Consider the following 19,957-nt stretch of genomic DNA (forward strand, 5'->3'; position numbering starts at 1 on the left):
AATATCTTTTAACCCTAAACTTGACCATTAAAATTTATTTTTCAGCTCAAGGTACCAGGTTATTAAATCTGAGACTTTCTCTTATACTACAGGTTTTGACAGTTTACTAAAGCTTTAAGTTGGTGACTCCGAGCATATTTTTAGTTGTATAAACTAATAATACACAACACTGGTTTCAGAATGTAAAGTTAAGTTAGTGACAAGATTCAGTTAGCGACAAAATTAAAATTAGTGACCTGCTTGGGGGCTGCAGGTCTTAATCTTTCAAAACCTTTGACATGTATACGTTATCAAGGACATACCCGAATTTTCTATAATACTCTCTGGCTCCTATCCCGCTGATAATGGCAAGTTTCCGGTATCCATTTTCACATGCTATCTTCTCTGCATATTCCAGAAGTTCCTTTCCATATCCTCTATGCTGCCACTCCTTTTGCTTTGCTTCTTTTCCTATGGGTACCATAGAACCGTAAACATGCAGTTCTCTTATCAGGGCAGCATCCTGCAGTTCCGGGCGATGAGGTGCAGCAGGGAAGCGCAGACGGGTAAATCCTATTAAGACATCTGCGGCAAGGTCTTCAAATGCAATGAAATGCTCTGTGCCTCCACAAGCGTCATAACTCTCTACAGTCAGTTCGATGTCTTTTGGATTTATTTTTCTTCCTTTCAGGCTGGTATGTCCTACTTCCCTGCAGCGAATACAGTGGCACTTTCCTCCTCTTTCTCTCAGCTTTTCTTCTGCAAGCTGCCTCAGATTACTCTTTCTGACTCCGGCAATGATCTGGTAAGCTGGAATATCCCGCTGAATACGCTGGAGTCTTACCCATTTAGGTAGGATTTCTTTTATATCTGCAATTAGTTCAGCAGCTTCTTCGTCAGAAAGAGCATCGTAATCTCCTGATTCCCAAAGCCTGTAAAGAGGAGTTCCTTCAGTTACCAGGGTAGGATAAATTTTGAGGTAATCGGGCCTGAAGCGAGAATCTTCGAAGAGCTTTTTGAAACCTTTGAGATCCAGTTTTGAATCCGAGCCAGGCAGATGAGGCATCATATGGAACCCAACCTTGAATGCACTGTCCCTTAATACCTGATTAGCCCTGACAATTTCTGCAACTCCATGTCCTCTCTGCATGCGGGCAAGCACAAAATCATAAACGCTCTGAACCCCAAGCTCTACTTTAGTTCCTCCAAGTTTGAGGAATTCGTCCACATGTTTCTCTCCTGCCCAGTCAGGACGTGTTTCAAATGTGATTCCTACGTTTCGAATCTCAGCTTTTTCATTTGCTTTCTGCACTTCTTCAAGAGGAATATAAGGTAAAGTTTTTCCAATTCTCCAGGCGTTTTCTCTCCACTCTTTACCTGTGAAATCGTTCATTGCCTCAAGGCAGCGTTTAATAAACCATTCCTGGTAATCGAGACTACGTGCAGAAAACGTGCCTCCCATCACTATTAGTTCCACTTTCTCTACATCATGGCCGATCTCTTTAAGCTGGGAAAGCCTGGATTCAACCTGGGTATAAGGGTCAAATCCATGCTGGATCGCCCGCATAGCCGCAGGCTCCCTTCCCATATAACTCTGAGGTGATTTGAACGCAGAATTAGGTCCTCCCGGGCAGGGAAGACAAACTCCGTGCGGGCATGGAGCTGGAGATGTCATTACAGCAATTACCGCAACTCCAGAAATCGTTCTTACAGGTTTCCGTCTCAAAAAATCTCTAATTATTGCCTGTTCTTCGGCCGATCCCCGGGTTATGACATCTCCGTTTCTGGGGAGGCTGTCCAGATGATAATGTTTACTGACATCTTTTTTTGCCTTATTTAACTGGTTTTCGTTTTCTATCTCGCCGACAAGTACTTTTTCAAGTATTTCCCTGCAGGCCTTATTATAATCATCTTCTTTCATCTCAAGTTCCGTCTTTCCGGTTTCTGGGTTTCAATTTTTTATTCTTATGGCAGTTCTAAATAAAAATCAGTTTTGAGAGCTTCAAAAAGATTTTATAATTCTAAAAAAGCTATTTAAATTTGGATTTTATGATAATATTTGAGCTGATCTCAAAGCTCAAAATGATTTACTAAATCAAATTATGAATCATCAGTCGGAGCTTCGGATTACGAAGTGGGTTTGAAAACTCACATTGATGTACTCACATTGATGTACTCACACTGATGTACTCACACTGATGTACCCACATTGATGTACTCACATGATATAATAATTTTATTGGTTTCAGGATTAGCTATCTGCTTAGTGCGGGCATGAAGGCAATCCAGTATTTGCTGTGCAGAGCCTGCTTCATTTTTAATCCATAAGTTTTTACGACCGATTGCTTAACAAAGATCAAAGCCAATAATGAAGGTCCCGAGTCCGGCTGCCGGTTTGAGACCCATTATAGACCTGATATACTCATCTGATGGAGTAGATGGAGATGCAAGTACAACATTGGTCACACCTTCTACACATTCCAAATCCTGGCATTTCTGGGGTGGAAGTACTACAGTTATGGGTTCTTTCTTTGCATCTTTTGGCTTAGGCACGGAGCTCTTGTAAATTACAAAGTTTCCCATAACCAGCATATCGTTACATTTTTTACACTCTTCAAGTTTCTCGGGATCGTAAACATCCTCACCAACTTTTTCTCCATATTGCATAAGTACTACATTGGGTCCTTCAGGCCAGACATAGTTCATATTAGTTGTAAAGGCTATGATTACCTGGCGTTTGAAGACTTCTTTTATTCCCTGATTGTCTCCGACACCAAGCCCCATAAGGACAGCTCCTTCAGCCTTTTTCTCAAGCTCAAAAATACTTTCTTTGTCTTCTTCACTCAAGACATACGTATCTTCCACACCTTTCATGGCTTTTATCGTGCATATGACGTCCTGAATAACAGTTTTACATTCCACAATGAATTCCCCTTCGTGTTTTTAGACCTATGTTATATTACTGGATTACAGGTATGATCTTATTGAATTTCTCAATTTTATTTAGTCTCTTCTTATATTAATAATGTGTCAGGCTTTTTTGCCTTCTTTTAAATTCGCCTATATCATATAACGTTTTTTATATTTCTCGATTTATATCGTCAATTTCTAATATGATTCTATTTTTTCTCTTGCAAGTAACTTATATAAGGGTTTTAAACATTTTTATATAAATCACAAAAAGCGCTTACTATAAATATTTAAAGTTATTTAAAAATTGCATTAGATCTTTTCCAAATTTTTAAGTGCATTCTTATATTGAATTCCTCAGGCTTAATCTTTAGTAATTTGTGCAGATTTGTATCCTCTTCAAATTGTATAGATATAAGTAAATTTCATGTATTTGCTGAAAATTTAAGTATTTAATCAAGTCTAAAAACAATGTCAAACAATGCGTTCAATTTTATAATTATACGATTAAATTGTTGCACATTTCTCAAGTTGGGATATTCTCCATTGAATTTGAAGAGGATACGATAATAAGGTTGATGGGAATAAATTGTGAAAAATACTACTTTTGAGTGGAGATCTGCGGAAAGACAGTAACTTTAAAAGTAGTGCAGGATAAGCTTGCCTGGTGGATTTTTGAAATTAGTTATGACTTACTCGGTTGAACTAATAAATCAACAGCATCAAACTGTTTACTGTCTAAAATACGACTTTAATCCACAGTCTTTGCCGTAATTGAGTTTGTTCCTCAGGTGCGTAGGGTCCTATTATTATAATATAAAATTGTTTAGCTTAAGAGTTTCTATGTATTAATTATCTTTTTTCCATAGTCTTTTATAAGTATTTCGAATTTATCTTTTAATTTAACTCCTGACGAATATACTACCTGAGTTCTTTCGACATTTACCGTCATTTGTATCGTTGTTTTGCGCTTTTCCTCTTTAATTTCCCTGAAATAGACCACAAAAGATTTAATAGGGCAATTATTTTATAGAACACTTGTAATCCAATTTAGAGGGATAAGGAGGGAATGAAATCCTCTTCGGCAATAGACGAAATTTAAAAGTCTGAGTTGGTGAAGAATGGTGAAACCCTTAAAGTGTTGATCCCGACACTTCTTCTTACATACGATGTATCTTAACAAACATGGAGGAACAATAAATGAAGAGATTCGCAGCAGTGACACTGGCTGCTCTCATGCTTCTGACTGTATTTGCATCCGCCGCAAGTGCAGCAGACTCAGTTGAGATCCGCGGTCCGGTGTTTAACGGCTCTAATATCGACGACATTGTCGGCGATGGTGTTACAATTGATGCTACTCAATTCGCAGCATTCTACTACGATATTGACGATAACGTCACAACTGAAACTCTTTCCATTAAAAATGTCAGTGGAAACAGTGGCAATGTAATTGGAGAGGGTGGAATTGTATACTCTACCACGATCCAGAAAGTTGACTACGAATATGAAAAGCCAAGCCTCGGCTGGGACAACTACAGCTTACTTGGTTTCTTTGCAGACAAGTATATCCCACTGAAATCCAACAGTGCTGACAAACTCGCCAAGCTTGTTCTTGACAGCGATGACAAGTACACCGTTAGAACCGGCGAAACCCTTGACCTCGGACAGGGCTACTCTCTCCAGGCCAAGCAGGTCGATGTTGACGGTGAGAAAGTCTGGCTCGAATTCGACAAGGACGGAGAATACGTAGATGACGAAATCATCGATGTTGGAACCGGTGACAGCACCTGGGACGTCGAACTTGATGACATCCAGGATGAAGATGATGTTGTTGTCCTGAAAGTCCATGTAAACCAGGTCTTCCAGGGTGCAGTCGACAGCATTGCTCAGATCGAAGGTATCTGGCTCATTGACTACGCAAACGCCATAAAGATCGAATCTGATGATGAGTTCGGCGACCTCGACGATGTTTCCATTAACGGTGATACCCTTAACATTACCAATGAAGATTCTTTCACTCTGACCAGGGACTCCATAAATGAACTCGCTGAAGGCCTGTCTTTCAAAGTTGCGGACACTCCAAGCAATGTGCTCAGGTTCTATCTCGCAAAGGAAATCACTGAACCCGGAACCTATGAAGTAAGAGGTAGTGTTGCCTCCGGAGAAGCTAGCTGGGACGCAAGCAACTTTGCAGGTTTCTACTACGACCTTAATGACAATGTTGAAACAGAAAGCCTCAGTGTCTCTGACCTTGACGGCAATGTAATTGGAGATGGCGGCCTTGTCTACCAGACCTCCATTAAGGAAGTTGCCTACGAGTACGAAAACGAAGACCTTGGCTGGGAACAGTATCCAGTTATTGGTTTCTTTGCAGAGGAATACATCCCATTGAAATCCAACAGTGCTGACAAACTTGCCAAGCTTGTTCTTGACAGCGATGACAAGTACACCGTTAGAACCGGCGAAACCCTTGACCTCGGACAGGGCTACTCTCTCCAGGCTAAGCAGGTCGATGTTGACGGTGAGAAAGTCTGGCTCGAATTCGACAAGGACGGAGAATATGTAGATGACGAAATCATCGATGTTGGAACCGGTGACAGCACCTGGGACGTCGAACTTGATGACATCCAGGATGAAGATGATGTTGTTGTCCTGAAAGTCCATGTCAACCAGGTCTTCCAGGGTGCAGTCGACAGCATTGCTCAGATCGAAGGTATCTGGCTCATTGACTACGCAAACGCCATGAAGATTGAATCTGATGATGAGTTTGGCGAGCTTGACGATGTTTCCATTAGCGGTGACACCCTCAAGATCAGCAATTCAGACACCTTCACCCTGACCAGAGATTCCGATCAGGAAATTGCTGAGGGCATGTCCTTCAAGATCGCAGACACTTCAGCATCCGACCTCAGGTACTACCCATTCGTCGAGAGGACTGCCGGTAACGAAACCACCAATGTAACTGGACCAAGTGTAGGTGGCAACGTAACCGTTGGTGAGAATGTAACCACACCTACTGACAATGTAACAACCCCTGAAACTCCGGAAGATTTGAACGCAACCACTCCGGAAGCGACTACTCCAGAAGAACCAACCGAAGCTACTAACGCAACCGGTGAAGAAAAAGAAGACTCCCCAGGATTTGGAGTTGTTCTTGGACTTGTCGGACTCCTTGGAGTTGTCTACCTCGTCAGGAGAAACAACTAAAATTTCTGATTGAAGGGTTTTCTAACCCTTCTCTCTTTTAATTCTTTTTTAAATTCCTTTTGCAGATAACTTTTTATCTACTTGTTTCTTAATTCAAGCGATCTTTCAACTTTGAAATCCCGGTTTAAACTTGTAGTTATTTCCAGGATTATACAGATTTTAGGTGAAGCTTATGAAAAAAATGGTGGCTTTAATATCTGCACTTGTGGTTTTAATGGTCGCATTTTCAGGATGTGTTGGCGACAATAAATCCGCAGTTAATGGAACAGAGCCCAATAGCTCGGGAGAAAATGTCAATCCTGCCGAAAGTACGGCTAACGTTAGCGAGCTTAATGAGTCTGCAGTTAATGTAACAGAACCAAGTAACTCAGGAGCGAATGTAGGTTCTGCTGATAGTACAGCTAACACTAGCGAGGTTAACAAGCCTTCAGGTAGTGGAACAGATTCGAGTAACTCGGGATCAAGTACAAATACAAATTCCGCTGAAAATGCGGCTGACATTAGCAAACTTGAAACACTTCCCGAAGGTTTCACATATGTTGGGCATGTCTCTCTTAATGCAGCTGATATCAAAATCGATTACAACGCAGATAATGTTTCAGAAGTCGTCGGAGGGTCGGAAGGCATGTACAAATACAATGAGTCCGACTTCTACATAGATGTAATCGAGCTTGAGAATTCTGAGGCTACAACTAATCTAATAGATGCATACAAATCTTCTTTCAAGCCATTAACAGAAGGTTCCCGTTTTGTCGATGAGTCATTTAATGGGCATTCAGCTGTAAGAATTGCAGACTACGTCACAGCCGGAGGAACCGAGGTTCCCAGATATACCTATATCTGGAGCAATGAAAACCATGTATTTGTGGTTACCGGAAGTACTGCTGATGATTCTCTGGTCAAGCAGCTAGCAGAAGCCACAGGATACTGATATTTTTAAAAGAGTAAAACCTTTTTTATCTTTTCTTTTTTTTAATTCTTTTTTAATTTTTTAAGATTTATATCTACCCATTAAATTGATTTTGAGGATTTTAATGATATAACTACTCAGAGAGCAATTTTTATTTTGAAAGTACCCCTTTTCCGCCGATGTTAATATCGCCAATTAACTTTCGGCGGATAACTTTTTCAACTTATTCGGTTTCTTCTGATTTGTCGGATAGTAAATAATGAATACCTCACCTTTAATGATGACCGTATCACTCTTCTATATCCTTAAACTGGCGCTTCTGGTCGTCGCGGCGAGTTCGTAGAAATCCAGTTCCCTGTCGATTTCTGACAGTGCTATTCTTTCAGGATCTCTGACTTTCAGACAACTTTTTTGTCTATATCTTTACGAAAAAATCCGGTTTTTCGGTATTCCGATCGTTAGCCTTTAATATATCTTTGTACATTTGTGTGTTGCAAGCCCGGATAGCCTAGATGGTTGGGGCGCCAGACTCATAGGGACAATTATATGAGGCGTCTTTAATCTCCTGAGATATCTGGAGGTCGCGTGTTCGAGTCACGCTCCGGGCACCTAATTTTTTTGTTCATAGCATTCTTAACTCATTTTTTATGCATCTTCAGTTTTCGTGATAATGTTCTCGTTCTTTGAAACTGTGTTGCCTGAGGTTCATTATTTTTCAAGGTAGTAACGAAATAGTAAGAACCTATCCGAAAAATCAAAAATGGAACGTTTTAACGGTTAAAATTCAGATATAATAAAGTCTTAGCTTCCCTGTTTTTGATTCTAAATAATAGTGTCATGGCAATTTAATTATGATCCGTTAATTTATATATAACACTTCTTAAGTAGTTCTTTTCTTAATTCTACTGATTCATAACTAAATTGCTTAGACGCTAGTATACTTGAGTGTTGTAATACAATTTCTTACTTGTGTATTACGTAAAAATAGAAAAGTGGTCTATTTTTAAGGGTTCTATTGTGGGCTATCTAGAAATAAGGCAGTGTCTCAAATTTGCTGTAAATTTGAAGTCAAATTTTTGCGTACTATGCCGATAATTGATCTGCCAATATGAAATTTCTACTCAATACCTTCTTGAGATTCATGATTTTACAGAAAAATTGGCACACTGCCGAAAATAATGTATAACATAATATCCTTATTTAAAATACTTATCAATGTTCAAGTTATAAAGTTCTATGCAAATATACTTTGTTAATAATTCTGGATATATTAGTTATGAGTTAATAAAACTCAAAATTGAAGCTCACTATTCAAAAGACAAATCAGACTCTCGATAATGAAAAAAGTATGAAACTTTTATTGACGGAAAAGTAAAATTGGTTTTTATGAGCTTAAAATCTATAATTTACGCCAAAAGGGAAGTTTAATATGAATTCTGAGAAGATAAAGTCTGAAATATCATCGAAGATAAAAAAGATCGAATCTGAATTGCCATTGAATATAATTATTTATTTATCCGTTTTTTTGATTACATTGGCAGTAGTCATACAAAACAAAATAAACATAGGAAATTCTAATTTAGATCACTTGGTAGGTAACTTATATCCCTTAGGAGTATTTGCACTCATTTCTCTTGCTTCCTTATTATGTGGTTTATTGGTAGGTTTCGTCTTTGGGCTACCACGTGTCATATCAGAGAATACCTCAATTTATTCTAATATGTATGGGGATAATTCAAATCTTGATCAAATCTCCGACTGGTTATTAAAAATCCTAATTGGTGTTGGACTAGCCCAGTTAAGTAAACTACCAGGTATCTTAAGTAAATTCGAAGATTTTATTGAAGGCACATTAAATTTTCATGGTAGTGGTATAGTTGGAGTTTTACTACTAATTATTTTCTCAGTTAGTGGTTTTCTAGGTGGTTATCTTTACACAAGGCGCTATGTAGCGCTTATGTTTATGGAAGGATTATCAAAACAGCACAATATTGAAGAATCAATGGACAATGATAAAGAAGAAATTAAAAATAAAACTAAAGAAATGGTTTCTGAAAATAGAAAGATAATTGAAAGCATACAAAATAATCAAGAAAATTTTTGTAAATGGATGGAAAAAATCACAAAACAAATGAACTTATTTGAAGAAAACCAAAAAAAATTTAATACACTGAATGCGATGGACTCTTCATTGCAAGCAGTATTAGACTATACGTATCCTGTAGATGGAAAAGAGTGTTTAGAGCAAGTAAAAAAATTGAAAAGTGAAATTAAAAGCCCATTCAAAGAGGTATCAACAAAAGATCCTTTAATTCAAGATTCTTCAAATACCTGCCCAAATACAGAAGTTGAGTCCAAACTCCAAATGAAAATGAAAAATAACAAAAATGAAATTACAGAATACACAAATAAACTTTCTAATGAAAACAAAGAAATAATGAAAAACATAGAAAATAACCAGAAAAAATTTGCCATCTGGATGGGCACATTTGAAGACCGCCTAAAAGCGATCACAAATAACCAGGTATACCTAAATAATTTTTGTATGATAAATAAACAAAGGAATTCAAAATCTGGGGAAAATTAAGGCTGCTTCTCTTGAAAAGGATGGAATTCTTAGCGTGTTCAAATACAAAGTTGGGAAGTAAAAACCGGTTTTGCTCATAATCTCTGAAGATATGATCCAGGAATGGAAACCTCACAAAGTGGACACAAAAAGTTGAAAATTCAGACTTTCATTCCTGCTATAGGACAGGTGAGACGGCATGGCTGGAAAAGGGTGATATTTTTCCGGAATGTGAAGTGCTATCTGAATAGTATCTGAAGAGGTATAAAAAAATCCCTACTTTTGAATCATTTACTTTAAGCAATTTACTTTTAAAAACACTTAATATATATATATGCACTTTTAAAAAACACATATTTAAATTGTTTGCTTTTAACAATCTTATTAGCTTCTCTTTATTGACGTATTGTTTCTTTAGCTATATACATAACCTTACTATGTATACTCTATTTCTGTATAATCTACAACTGAGTTACTTAAAAAAGAAGCCTTTGGGGAAACCTTAGTTCTCATAAATCTGAATTTCTATCCAATCATGCTTTTATGTATTCTTTTATTAATTACTTATTTATACTTTTGAATATATCTTCATACACTAAATACAGGGGGAAATTATGGAAACCATTTATGATATTCTTAAAGAAGAGCATGAGCAGATGTCTGACCTTCTCCGGCAAGCATTGCAGGATGGCTCAAAGGTAAGTTTTTTTAAAGTAAAGCTTAAAGCTGATCCTCATATGATGGGAGAAGAGAGAATCTTCTATCCTGTGCTTGAAGAAATAAATGAATTACGTGAGCTTATGAGTCAAGCTCATAAGGAACACGATGAGGCAAAAACCCTGATCTTTGAAATAGAAGGAATGGACGAGATTAATGAAAAATGGGCCTCTAAAATCAATGAACTGAAACAAAGCATAGAGCATCACATTGAAGAAGAGGAAAGTAAGGTTTTTGAAAAAGCCCGAAATATCCTGAGCCAGGAGAAGGCAGAAGAGATGGCTCAACAATACATTGAGTTCAAAAGGAGTTACATGAACAGAATAGAGACTGGGGGACCCTTTGTATAACAAAATATCAGATATTGTACTTGAGGCCAATTTCTTGTTAATTTGTTCTCTTTTTTTATCTTTTTTGCTTGTCTGATATCTCTTTAACCTTTTTTCTTTATTTCTTATACTCCTTACTCCCCTGATCTCTTAATAATTATTTTTTATTTATCATGAAAGTTCTTTCAAGTACTTTCGTTTTTTGTGCCTGCTATTTGGAAAATTTCATGTGCGTTTATCATGAAAGTTCTTTCAAGTACTTTCATTTTTTTGTGCCTGTTATTCGAAGAATTTCATGTGTGTTTTTTATCCTACTTGCTTTTCTAATCTCTTATTAATTAGTTATTTTGTTCTTTACTCGAAGGTGATTAATATAGTATTTACCGAATTATCTTGTGACTGTTGCAAAAGAGTTTTGCGGAAAAAAATACCTTTCAGAAAACTAGTTTTATATACTTTTATATCGTATTTTCACTGTAACTCTATGTTTTTCTATAATTCGATAACTGATCCTATATACCATAATTAGACATAGCTATCATGTTTTGTTTCTATTTTTAGTGTTCTATTTCCAAGATACCTTTATATATTACTTTTCTCTATATAGTTCCTTTAATAATTATTAGAATGCCCTAGGGGGTTTATTTATCACCAAAGATAAAAGAAAAGTTCAGTTTACCGGAAATTCAACCTATATTGTGTCCCTCCCCATAAAATGGGTCCGGGATATAGGGCTTGAGGCCGGAGACACCCTTACACTCACACCCATGCCTAATAAAACTCTGCTTGTTTCTTCCAGTGCGGTTTCAAAGGAACACTCCTCCCTTAATGCAACTATCGATTATATTCACTCCGACAGTGCAGAAAATAATCTCAGGATTCTTATTTCTCATTATCTTGTGGGCTATGATGTTATCAGACTGACTACCAAAAAAGGTTTTAGTGCCTATGATCGCAAGTTCATCAAAGATTCCGTGCGTCAGAAGCTGATAGGGCTTGAACTTATAGAAGAGTCTAGAAACGAGCTGGTCTTCCAGTGCCTTCTGAACTACAATGACCTTCCACTTACCAGAGTAATTAGAAACATGTATGGACTTGTGCTTTCCATGCTTGAAGACTCCATGACTGCTCTCAGGGACCATAATGTGGAGATCGCTGAAGATGTCGTTCAGAGAGATGACGATGTGGATCGCTTTTATCTTCTTGCTGTCCGCCAGCTCAAGGCTTCAATTGAAGATATCGAGCTCTCTGAAAAGATTGGAATCAGGCATCCCAGAGAATGTTTGGGATACAGACTTATTACGAAAAGCATCGAGCGTGTAGGAGATCACGCTGTAAAGATAGCAAAAAGTGTCATGAAAATGGACTCCGGAGTCAATGCTGATGACCCTATCTTTAAGATGGCTGACCTCTCCTGCAAGGTTTTTGAAAGCTCAATAGGCTCAATGGCCGAGGAAGATCCGCAGGCTATTAATAAAATCGTCGTAGAAGCGAAGAAAGCTTCCCAGTTCGGGGTTTCTCTGGAACCACAGAACTGCGAAGGTCCAGGTAATATTGAACTTAGCATGATCCTGGAAAGCCTTAGAAGGGTCTCGGAATACAGTGCTGACATTGCAGAAGTTGCAATCAATATGAACATTAAGCGGGTCTGAACCTCAACGGTTTGGACTTTTATTTCTTTTTTCATATAACTTATATACTCTATTTTGTACTCAGCGGCATTTAATGGTGCAATTTTTAAGGCACTATATATAATTTTTTTGATCAAATAAGCAATTTTAGATTCTTTTTTACATTTAACGCATTTTTGTCAGTTTTGGCGAAACCTTAATTCTGATTATTATGCGCTTGTTAACTATTTTTCTAACTGGAAGATTCATAGGAAAATCAGAGTTCTGAGCTTAGGAATCCAAGCTGACGTTAAAAATTCATTATGTCTAGCTGGACATATCGGTATTATATAATAAGTCGTTTGTTAAAATATAGCTAGGATATTAACTCATATAATAAACCAAAAATAAAAATGTAACTTCGTTCGATCACTGAAAAATTGACCACAAGAACGCGATTCTATGCTTTCATCTCAAGATAATGAAGGAATTCAGATTAATTATCAACTTAACTAAAAGTCTGAATTTGGAACTCAAATAACTGCTATATAGAAAACGATTTTGATATTTCACATAAGTGACCCCGCTTACTGAACTTGATTAATCCCAGATGAGGAATTCCCATGAAAATAAAAGTCAATCTCATATCCGGAAGAACTGCCAAACAGGGTGCAAATCTGGAAGCAAAGACATATAAAGCTTATTTTGAAGCCTGCAGTTACTGCGAGCTTAACGCAGTAGATCTTGAAAAATTGGGGGCATCCGAAGGAAACAGCCTGAAAGTCACATCCGAGTTTGGAGACGTTGTGGTATTTGCAAAAGCAAACGATGGAAACCCAAAAGGGCTTGCTTTTATTCCGATGGGCCCCTGGGCAAACGCAGTGCTAAATCCTGATACTCACGGTTGCGGAATGCCCGGTTTAAAAGGTGTGCCTGCAGAAATTGAAATTACGGATAAAATGCCCCTGGACATGAAGTCCCTGATGAAGAAGTATCTGGAAAACTAAAGTCCAGAAAACAAGTAGTTCACATTTTCACTCAAATCCGGAGAAACTTGAAAAATTCGGAGGAAAAATATGCCCATAATCAAAGACGCAGTATGTTCTCTTTGCGGATGTCTCTGCGATGATATATCAGTCACAGTTGAGGATAACAAAATAACGGGTGTAAGGAATGCCTGCATTCTCGGCCACAGTAAGACCGTTGGAGTACAGACTCATGATCGAATCAAAACACCCATGATTAGAAAAGACGGGGAACTCGTCGAAGTAACATACGAGGAGGCAATCGATACTGCTGCAAGGATCCTGGCAAACTCAAGAAGGACTCTTTCTTACGGTTGGTGCTCCACCTCCTGCGAAGCGATAAGCAAAGCGATCCAGTTAGCTGAGGAGACCGGGTCCGTGATTGACTCGACTGCTAACGTTTGCCATGGCCCTTCAGCCCTTGCTACTCAGGAAAAAGGAAATCCTGGAGCAACTCTTGGAGAGATCAAAAACAGATCAGACCTGATCATCTTCTGGGGCTGCAACCCGATACATGCCCACCCTCGCCACATGACCCGCTATTCAAGCTTTTCCAGGGGCTTTTTTACTCCAAATGGGCGAAAAGACCGGAAGATGGTGGTAATCGACGTGCGAAAAACCGATACTGCAAAACGTGCCGATAAATATATTGAAATAGAACAGGGTTCGGACCTCCTGCTGGTAACAGCACTTCGCTCAGCAATCAATGGGCATGAAACTGCTATTCCGAAAAACGTGGCCGGAGTTTCAAAAACCGAAATTCTAGAACTTGCCGAACTCATGAAAAACTCCAGTTTTGTCTCCATTTTATTCGGCATGGGCATAACACAATCCCGTTCCAAATACAAGAATGGTGATGCAGTATCTTCCCTTATCTCAGACCTGACCCAGCACACAAAAGCTATCATGATGGGAATGAGAGGTCATTATAATGTATCAGGTTTCGGGGAAGTCGCAACCTGGGAGACCGGTTATCCGATGGCAATTGACTTTTCAAAAGGTTATCCCTACTACAATCCTGGAGAGACGGGGGCAAACGACGTTCTTGTCAGGGAAGAGGTTGATGCGGCAATTGTCGGAGCTGCGGACCCAGGAGCACACTTCCCACAAAAGGCAGTCCGGCACCTTGCCAGAATTCCCCTGATTCAAATTGACCCTTATCCAAACCCAACAACTGAACTTGCCGATGTAGTGATCCCTGCAGCAGTCGTGGGTATTGAAGCCGAAGGCACAGCCTACCGTATGGATGCAATCCCAATCAGGATGAAGAAACTTATCGATACCAGGTTCAAAACCGATGAAGAGATCTTAAAGGACCTGATTGCAAAAGTAAGAGAACTGAAGCGAGGTGAAGGAACATGTCAGAGTTATTGATTGAAAATGCAGTTGTCTGCGACCCGATTCAGGGAATAAACTGTGAAAAAATGGACCTGTGCATAAAAGACGGCAAGATCGTAGAAAGCGTTTCCTCAAATGCAAAGGTTATCGATGCTGAAGGCAGACTCACGATGGCAGGAGGCTTTGACGGGCATACTCACAGCGCTGGCAAAATCAATGTGGGACGATCGATGAACCCTAACGATGCCAGAAGAAATCTGGTCCCGGGCCTCTCTGGGTTTGAGCCACACACTGAAAAGACCAGGGCTCAGGTAGGGTACAACACCCCCAACACTTATGCAATCGGGTACAGGTATGCAAAACTGGGTTACACCACTATATGCGAGGCTGCAATGCCTCCTCTTACAGCAAGGCATACCCACGAGGAATTTAAAGAAATCCCAATTCTGGACAAAATGGGGCTCACTCTCTTTGGGAGCAACTGGCAGGTTATGGAATATATCCGGGACAAAGAGCCCGAAAAACTTGCAGCTTACATTGCCTGGGGTCTGAAAGCCTCTAGAGGTTACGGCATAAAGATTGTAAATGCAGGTGGCGGAGAAGCATGGGGCTGGGGCAAGAATGTTAGCGGGCTCTATGACCCCGTGCCTAACTTTGATGTAACCCCTGCAGAAATTCTGCTGGGCCTGGGAGAGGCAAATGAAAAACTGGGTCTTCCTCATTCAGTTCATGTTCACTGTAACAATCTGGGGCACCCTGGAAATTATAAGACTACCATCGAGACTATGAAGCTTTTTGAGAAAGTGAAACCCAGGTGCAACAGGCAGAGTCTGCACGTAACTCATGTCCAGTTTAATGCCTATGCCGGCACTTCCTGGCGTGACTTTGAGACCGGAGCTCCAATGATTGCAGACTACGTGAACGGAGTTAATCACCTGACTTTTGATCTCGGGCAGCTCATTTTCGGGCCTGCCGTTACCATGACTGCCGACGGCCCGGTTGAATACGCAAACTCAAGGATGTTAAAGGAGAAATGGAGCAACCAGGATGTGGAGCTGGAAGACGCATCCGGAGTGGTGCCACTTGTATATTCCCCAAAGAGCTTTGTAAATGCAGTCCAGTGGGCAATAGGGATTGAACTGGCCCTGCTTGTAAAAGATCCGTGGAAGGTCATGTTCACAACGGATAGCCCTAACGGAGGATCTTTTGTTAACTATCCTGAAGCATACACCTACCTTATGAGTGAAAAGAAGAGGCAGGAGATCATTTCGGGCTTTCCGGAGATGGCCCTTGGCAGAATGGTTTTGCCTGGCCTCGATAGGGAACTAAGTTTTTATGAACTGGCAACCATGACCAGAAGCACTCAGTCTAGGATTTACAGCAGGCCTGAGAAAGGAAACCTTGCAGTAGGAGCTGATGCAGACATTGCCATATATGACATTTTACCGGATGCAATTGATCCCTCCGTAGAGCATGAAAAAGTAAAGAAAGCCTTCAGTGCTACGGCTTATACCATTAAGGGAGGAACAATCGTTGTTAAGGGCGGAAATATTGAAAACACACCCATGGGGAGGACTTACTGGGTAAATGCAAAGGTTCCGTCAGATATTGAAAGCGCAATGCATGAAGACCTTGACGTGAAGTTCCAGAAATATTATACTGTGAGCAAGTCCAACTACATGGTAGAGGATGCATACGTCCCAAAACCTGTTGAAATCGCAACGGAGGGATTCTAAAATGCAGATAATTACTCTTTCCTTAAAAGCACAGAATAAAATCCCTATCGTAGCTGATACCGTAAACCCGGACAACTTTGCCGGAAAAACGGAGGACGAAATCAAAGCTGTCCAGGTCTGGTATGGAAATATGCAGTGCCCTCTTAGCGAGCTATTCAATGTAAAAGTTGAAGGCAAGGACAGCGCAGAAAACACAAAAATTGTGATCAACGGTGATGCCTCCAGAGTAAAGCGCATTGGACAGGGTATGAGCACCGGTGAAATCGAAATTAATGGGAATGTGGATATGCACTGTGGCTCTAATATGAAAGGCGGAAAGATCACGATCAACGGAGATGCAGATAGCTGGCTCGGCTGTGAAATGAAAGGGGGAGAAATAATCCTTAATGGAAACGGCGGCTATTATGTAGGCGGCGGCTACCGGGGAGAAGCCTGTGGCATGAAGGGAGGTAAAATCACAGTCAACGGAAATGTCAGGGACTTTCTGGGAGAACACATGTGCGGAGGAGAAATCCATGTACTGGGCAATGCTGGGCTCCTTCCAGCAATCCTGAACAACGGTGGGACGATCATCATCGAAGGCAGCACCGAAATGCCTGCAAGCGAAATGAAAAAAGGCACTGTCATCATAAAAGGCAAAGTTAAGGATTTGCTGCCCTCCTATGTAGAGGAAGGGACCGAAGAAGTGGATGGCGTTCTCTACCAGCGGTTCGCAGGAGATGTCAACGTCAGCGGCAAAGGCATGCTCCTTATGAAACAATGTGAAAGTCATTAAGTAGAATGAAATTTAGAGAAAGAAAGGCGCGTGAAGAACGCGCTTATTTTTATTTATCAGTTAGGTTATGAAGATTAGCTGGTTTAAATTTACCCAGCTTTTGATACAACGTTCACTCAGTTTTTATTCATTGGCATTAGGACTTACGCAGTTGAACTGAAGAATCAACAGCATTAGAGCGTCAACTGTCTAAAACATTACTTTAGTCCACAGTCTTTGTCGTAATTGATTTTGTTCCTCAAGTGCGTAAGTCCTAGGCATAAAAAGTGCTTTCAAGTACTTTCCATTATTTGTGCCTGTTATTCTATAAATCTCATGTTCTTTTTCTTAGCATGAAAGTCATGTTAATCTGCAAGTACTTTCATCTGTTTGTACCGCTTATTCAAAGAACATCATATCCATTTTTCACACAAATCCTTTTTTCACACAAATCCCTTTTTTACACAAATGCCTTCCTGAACTGATACGTCCCGAGAAGTACCATAACTCCGGCCCCGATGACCAGGCTTATAAGCCCATGAACAGGTATTCCTCCTTCAAACAGAGTTCTTGTACTGTCTATTGCATAACTTACCGGATTGAGCCTGGCCAGAAACCTCAACCATGCAGGCATGACGTCATAGGGCATAAGTGCACTGCTGGTGAAGAATAAAGGCATGCTGATCATGCTGTTAACAGCTGCATAGCTGTCATGGTCACTTAAGTACATTCCTATCATAGTTGAGAGAGCAGAAAAAAATACTGAAAACAAAAACAGTGTGAAATATATTAACATTAACTGCACAGGGTTCAATATCCTTATCCCAAGAAGAGTAGCTATTATGAGTATCACAGTTGCCTGCATCAAGCCTCTTACGCTGATAAATAAGATTTTTCCATAAAGCATGCTTTCTCGTGGCGAGGGCATGGCAAGGAACTTATTCAAAAAACCCAATATCTTGTCGAAAATCATAAGAGATCCTCCCTGCAGGGAAGAAAAAAGCATAGTCATGACAAGAATGCCAGGGGTTATATATTCGAGATAATTATCAGTGAACTTCGTAGGCAGGGCCAGCCCTACAAATACCAACCAGGCTGCAGGCATTACCAGGGAAGAAATAACGGTAACCCTTCCTCTTAGCCATTTTACAAGATCCCTCTCAAAATAGTAGTATACTGCTTTCATCATCTTCGCCTCAGAAGGTTTCTAAACTGGGTCGAATTAAACCCTACCTGCTCTTCAGGGGTTTTAACGTTTTCAAGAAAAACGTCATTAAGGGAGGCATGTTCCCCTATGGAACTTGTAAGATTTTCAGGAGAGCCAATAACTGCGATTCGCCCTTTATCGATAATAGCAACCCTGTTGCAATATTTTTCTGCCTCTTCAAGGTAATGCGTAGTCATGAAGATGGTCATCCCTTCGGCCTTAAGCATCCTGATATGCTCCCATATCTTCTTTCTGCCGCTTACATCTAGTCCAAGGGTCGGCTCATCCAGAAACAGAACCTCAGGTTCGTGCACAAGCGCCTGGGCAAGTTCAAGGCGCCTTCTCATTCCTCCGGAGTATGTTGCTACAAGGTCGCCGGCACGATCTGAAAGCCCCATCATTTCAATCACTTCATCTACCTTTGAATTTCTATTAGGGATGCCATAGAGCTTTGCATAAAGCTGTACATTTTCCCTTCCTGTGAGTTTTCGGTCAACTGCCATATCCTGAGGGACATAACTTATCTTTGACCTTACTTTTTTTGACTCTTTTACTATATCGTATCCACAGACTTTTGCAGTACCGCTGCTGGGTTTTAGTAAAGTTGTAAGCATCATAACTGTCGTACTCTTGCCTGCTCCATTAGGGCCGAGAAGGCCAAAGATCTCGTTTTCAACTTCGAGATCTAGATTATCCACAGCAACCAGGTTTCCAAAGGATCTGGATAATTTTTTTATTTCTATCACAGGTATCCCCCTGCAATTGCATAAACAGGCCTTAAACCTGAAGTGTAATAAATCCCGCTTGTATACATATTGTAAATAATCTTCATGATCACAATACTTATGGCTGCAAAAACACAGACTGCAACCGCTATCTTATCAATGTCTGAACACTCTAGCTTTTTCAGAGATGTCCTGTCAAGGTTTGCCCGAAAAGCCCGACTCTGAATTGAAACTGCAAGGGTTCCGGTTCTCCGTACACAGTTTGCAAGAGTAGGGGTTAATATATTGAGTAATGTTTTTATGATTCCTGACCCGAACTTTTTCGGATTAAATCCCCTGAGCCGCTGGACTGTTATCACGGTGGCTACTTCAGTGATTATTATTGGTAAAAATCTTACTGCTGTGATCACCATAAAAGCTACGCTGTAAGGAACCCTGAGTCCGACCAAACCATTTAACATATCTCTTGAGTCCGTGGTCCAGCACATCAACAGTCCAAGAGAAAGGATTGAAGCCGATCTAAGGCCCTGAACTGCGCCGTGATGTAGCCCTTCTTCATACACGAACAGCCCGCCGCCTGTCAACCAGCCCAGAACCGGAAAATTAGGACTGATTATGGTAAAAATCACAGTTCTCGGTAGTTGAGAATAAAAGAGAGACTGTGAGTAAATAGTTCCCCAGATCAAAAGTACGAGCAATATAACAAGTGTCTTGATCTTTATTGCCGGCATTCTTGCAAGTGCGAATCCTGAGAGTACGAGCAGAAACAACAATAACATCGTTTTCTGGTTGTCCAGGGACACAGCGACAAAAACAGTGGAAATCAGGATAAGGATCTTAGCTCTTGGGTCCATCCTGTGAATAACTGTATCTTTAATTGTCGGTTCTGCAATTGATCTTGCACCTATCATGCTATCATCCCGTATCCCTTTAACATTTTATAT

14 protein-coding genes and 1 tRNA gene are annotated in these 19,957 nt (G+C 40.1%); 10 read left to right on the plus strand and 5 right to left on the minus strand.

Features of this window, described 5'->3' with window-relative positions:
• Positions 1-256 precede the first annotated feature (256 nt).
• Positions 257-1,900 carry a tRNA uridine(34) 5-carboxymethylaminomethyl modification radical SAM/GNAT enzyme Elp3 gene (locus MSVAZ_RS02330; RefSeq protein WP_048117547.1) on the minus strand — a complete coding sequence of 548 codons (1,644 nt, stop codon included), beginning with the start codon at positions 1,898-1,900 and terminating at the stop codon, positions 257-259.
• 425 nt (positions 1,901-2,325) lie between these two features.
• On the minus strand, positions 2,326-2,901 hold the full coding sequence (locus tag MSVAZ_RS02335) for a hypothetical protein (RefSeq protein WP_048117550.1): 576 nt from the start codon (positions 2,899-2,901) through the stop codon (positions 2,326-2,328).
• A 1,188-nt stretch (positions 2,902-4,089) separates the two neighbouring features.
• Here MSVAZ_RS02335 and MSVAZ_RS02340 point away from each other — a divergent pair.
• From MSVAZ_RS02340 to MSVAZ_RS02385, 10 genes are all read left to right on the plus strand, one after another.
• A complete protein-coding gene (locus tag MSVAZ_RS02340) occupies positions 4,090-6,096 on the plus strand; it encodes an S-layer protein domain-containing protein (RefSeq protein WP_048117553.1) in 2,007 nt (668 codons plus the stop codon).
• Positions 6,097-6,268: 172 nt separating this feature from the next.
• A complete protein-coding gene (locus tag MSVAZ_RS02345; protein WP_156150934.1) occupies positions 6,269-7,027 on the plus strand; it encodes a hypothetical protein in 759 nt (252 codons plus the stop codon).
• 476 nt (positions 7,028-7,503) lie between these two features.
• Positions 7,504-7,614, plus strand: a tRNA-Met gene (locus tag MSVAZ_RS02350).
• A gap of 926 nt (positions 7,615-8,540) precedes the next feature.
• The gene (locus MSVAZ_RS02355) at positions 8,541-9,593 is read left to right on the plus strand and encodes a hypothetical protein (RefSeq protein WP_156150935.1); all 1,053 of its coding nucleotides are present in this window, start codon (positions 8,541-8,543) and stop codon (positions 9,591-9,593) included.
• A gap of 593 nt (positions 9,594-10,186) precedes the next feature.
• A complete protein-coding gene (locus MSVAZ_RS02360) occupies positions 10,187-10,639 on the plus strand; it encodes a hemerythrin domain-containing protein (RefSeq protein WP_048117558.1) in 453 nt (150 codons plus the stop codon).
• A gap of 626 nt (positions 10,640-11,265) precedes the next feature.
• Positions 11,266-12,270, plus strand: coding sequence for a phosphate signaling complex PhoU family protein (locus MSVAZ_RS02365; protein ID WP_082091011.1), 1,005 nt, complete (start codon positions 11,266-11,268; stop codon positions 12,268-12,270).
• A gap of 581 nt (positions 12,271-12,851) precedes the next feature.
• A complete protein-coding gene (locus MSVAZ_RS02370) occupies positions 12,852-13,235 on the plus strand; it encodes a molybdopterin dinucleotide binding domain-containing protein (RefSeq protein WP_048117564.1) in 384 nt (127 codons plus the stop codon).
• Between the two features lie 69 nt (positions 13,236-13,304).
• The gene (locus tag MSVAZ_RS02375; RefSeq protein ID WP_048117567.1) at positions 13,305-14,627 is read left to right on the plus strand and encodes a formylmethanofuran dehydrogenase subunit B; all 1,323 of its coding nucleotides are present in this window, start codon (positions 13,305-13,307) and stop codon (positions 14,625-14,627) included.
• Complete coding sequence (locus MSVAZ_RS02380; RefSeq protein WP_048117570.1) at positions 14,612-16,327, plus strand: formylmethanofuran dehydrogenase subunit A; 1,716 nt, start codon at positions 14,612-14,614, stop codon at positions 16,325-16,327. The genes MSVAZ_RS02375 and MSVAZ_RS02380 overlap by 16 nt, the downstream gene beginning before the upstream one ends.
• A 1-nt stretch (position 16,328) precedes the next feature.
• Positions 16,329-17,102: a formylmethanofuran dehydrogenase subunit C gene (locus tag MSVAZ_RS02385; RefSeq protein WP_048117572.1), complete on the plus strand. Its 774-nt coding sequence runs from the start codon at positions 16,329-16,331 to the stop codon at positions 17,100-17,102.
• A gap of 439 nt (positions 17,103-17,541) precedes the next feature.
• On the opposite strand, the gene MSVAZ_RS02390 is transcribed toward MSVAZ_RS02385, so the two are convergent.
• Genes MSVAZ_RS02390 through MSVAZ_RS02400 form a run of 3 tightly spaced genes read right to left on the minus strand, consistent with a single transcriptional unit; the run spans position 17,542 to position 19,924 of the window.
• Entirely contained in the window at positions 17,542-18,270 is a 729-nt protein-coding gene (locus tag MSVAZ_RS02390; RefSeq protein WP_084626047.1) for an ABC transporter permease, read from the minus strand.
• A complete protein-coding gene (locus MSVAZ_RS02395) occupies positions 18,267-19,034 on the minus strand; it encodes an ABC transporter ATP-binding protein (protein WP_048117577.1) in 768 nt (255 codons plus the stop codon). The genes MSVAZ_RS02390 and MSVAZ_RS02395 overlap by 4 nt, the downstream gene beginning before the upstream one ends.
• The gene (locus MSVAZ_RS02400) at positions 19,031-19,924 is read right to left on the minus strand and encodes an energy-coupling factor transporter transmembrane component T family protein (RefSeq protein ID WP_048117584.1); all 894 of its coding nucleotides are present in this window, start codon (positions 19,922-19,924) and stop codon (positions 19,031-19,033) included. Before MSVAZ_RS02400 ends, MSVAZ_RS02395 begins: the two co-directional genes overlap by 4 nt.
• Positions 19,925-19,957: the final 33 nt, after the last annotated feature.

The organism is Methanosarcina vacuolata Z-761 (assembly GCF_000969905.1).
Lineage (GTDB): Archaea > Halobacteriota > Methanosarcinia > Methanosarcinales > Methanosarcinaceae > Methanosarcina > Methanosarcina vacuolata.

Bases quoted from the DNA above. Each gene is read 5' to 3' on its own strand.
- MSVAZ_RS02370 (WP_048117564.1), top strand. From the start codon at position 12,852: ATGAAAATAAAAGTCAATCTCATATCCGGAAGAACTGCCAAACAGGGT.
- MSVAZ_RS02360 (WP_048117558.1), top strand. From the start codon at position 10,187: ATGGAAACCATTTATGATATTCTTAAAGAAGAGCATGAGCAGATGTCT.
- MSVAZ_RS02380 (WP_048117570.1), top strand. From the start codon at position 14,612: ATGTCAGAGTTATTGATTGAAAATGCAGTTGTCTGCGACCCGATTCAG.
- MSVAZ_RS02345 (WP_156150934.1), top strand. From the start codon at position 6,269: ATGAAAAAAATGGTGGCTTTAATATCTGCACTTGTGGTTTTAATGGTC.
- MSVAZ_RS02385 (WP_048117572.1), top strand. From the start codon at position 16,329: ATGCAGATAATTACTCTTTCCTTAAAAGCACAGAATAAAATCCCTATC.
- MSVAZ_RS02340 (WP_048117553.1), top strand. From the start codon at position 4,090: ATGAAGAGATTCGCAGCAGTGACACTGGCTGCTCTCATGCTTCTGACT.
- MSVAZ_RS02390 (WP_084626047.1), bottom strand. From the start codon at position 18,270: ATGATGAAAGCAGTATACTACTATTTTGAGAGGGATCTTGTAAAATGG.
- MSVAZ_RS02330 (WP_048117547.1), bottom strand. From the start codon at position 1,900: ATGAAAGAAGATGATTATAATAAGGCCTGCAGGGAAATACTTGAAAAA.
- MSVAZ_RS02375 (WP_048117567.1), top strand. From the start codon at position 13,305: ATGCCCATAATCAAAGACGCAGTATGTTCTCTTTGCGGATGTCTCTGC.
- MSVAZ_RS02400 (WP_048117584.1), bottom strand. From the start codon at position 19,924: ATGATAGGTGCAAGATCAATTGCAGAACCGACAATTAAAGATACAGTT.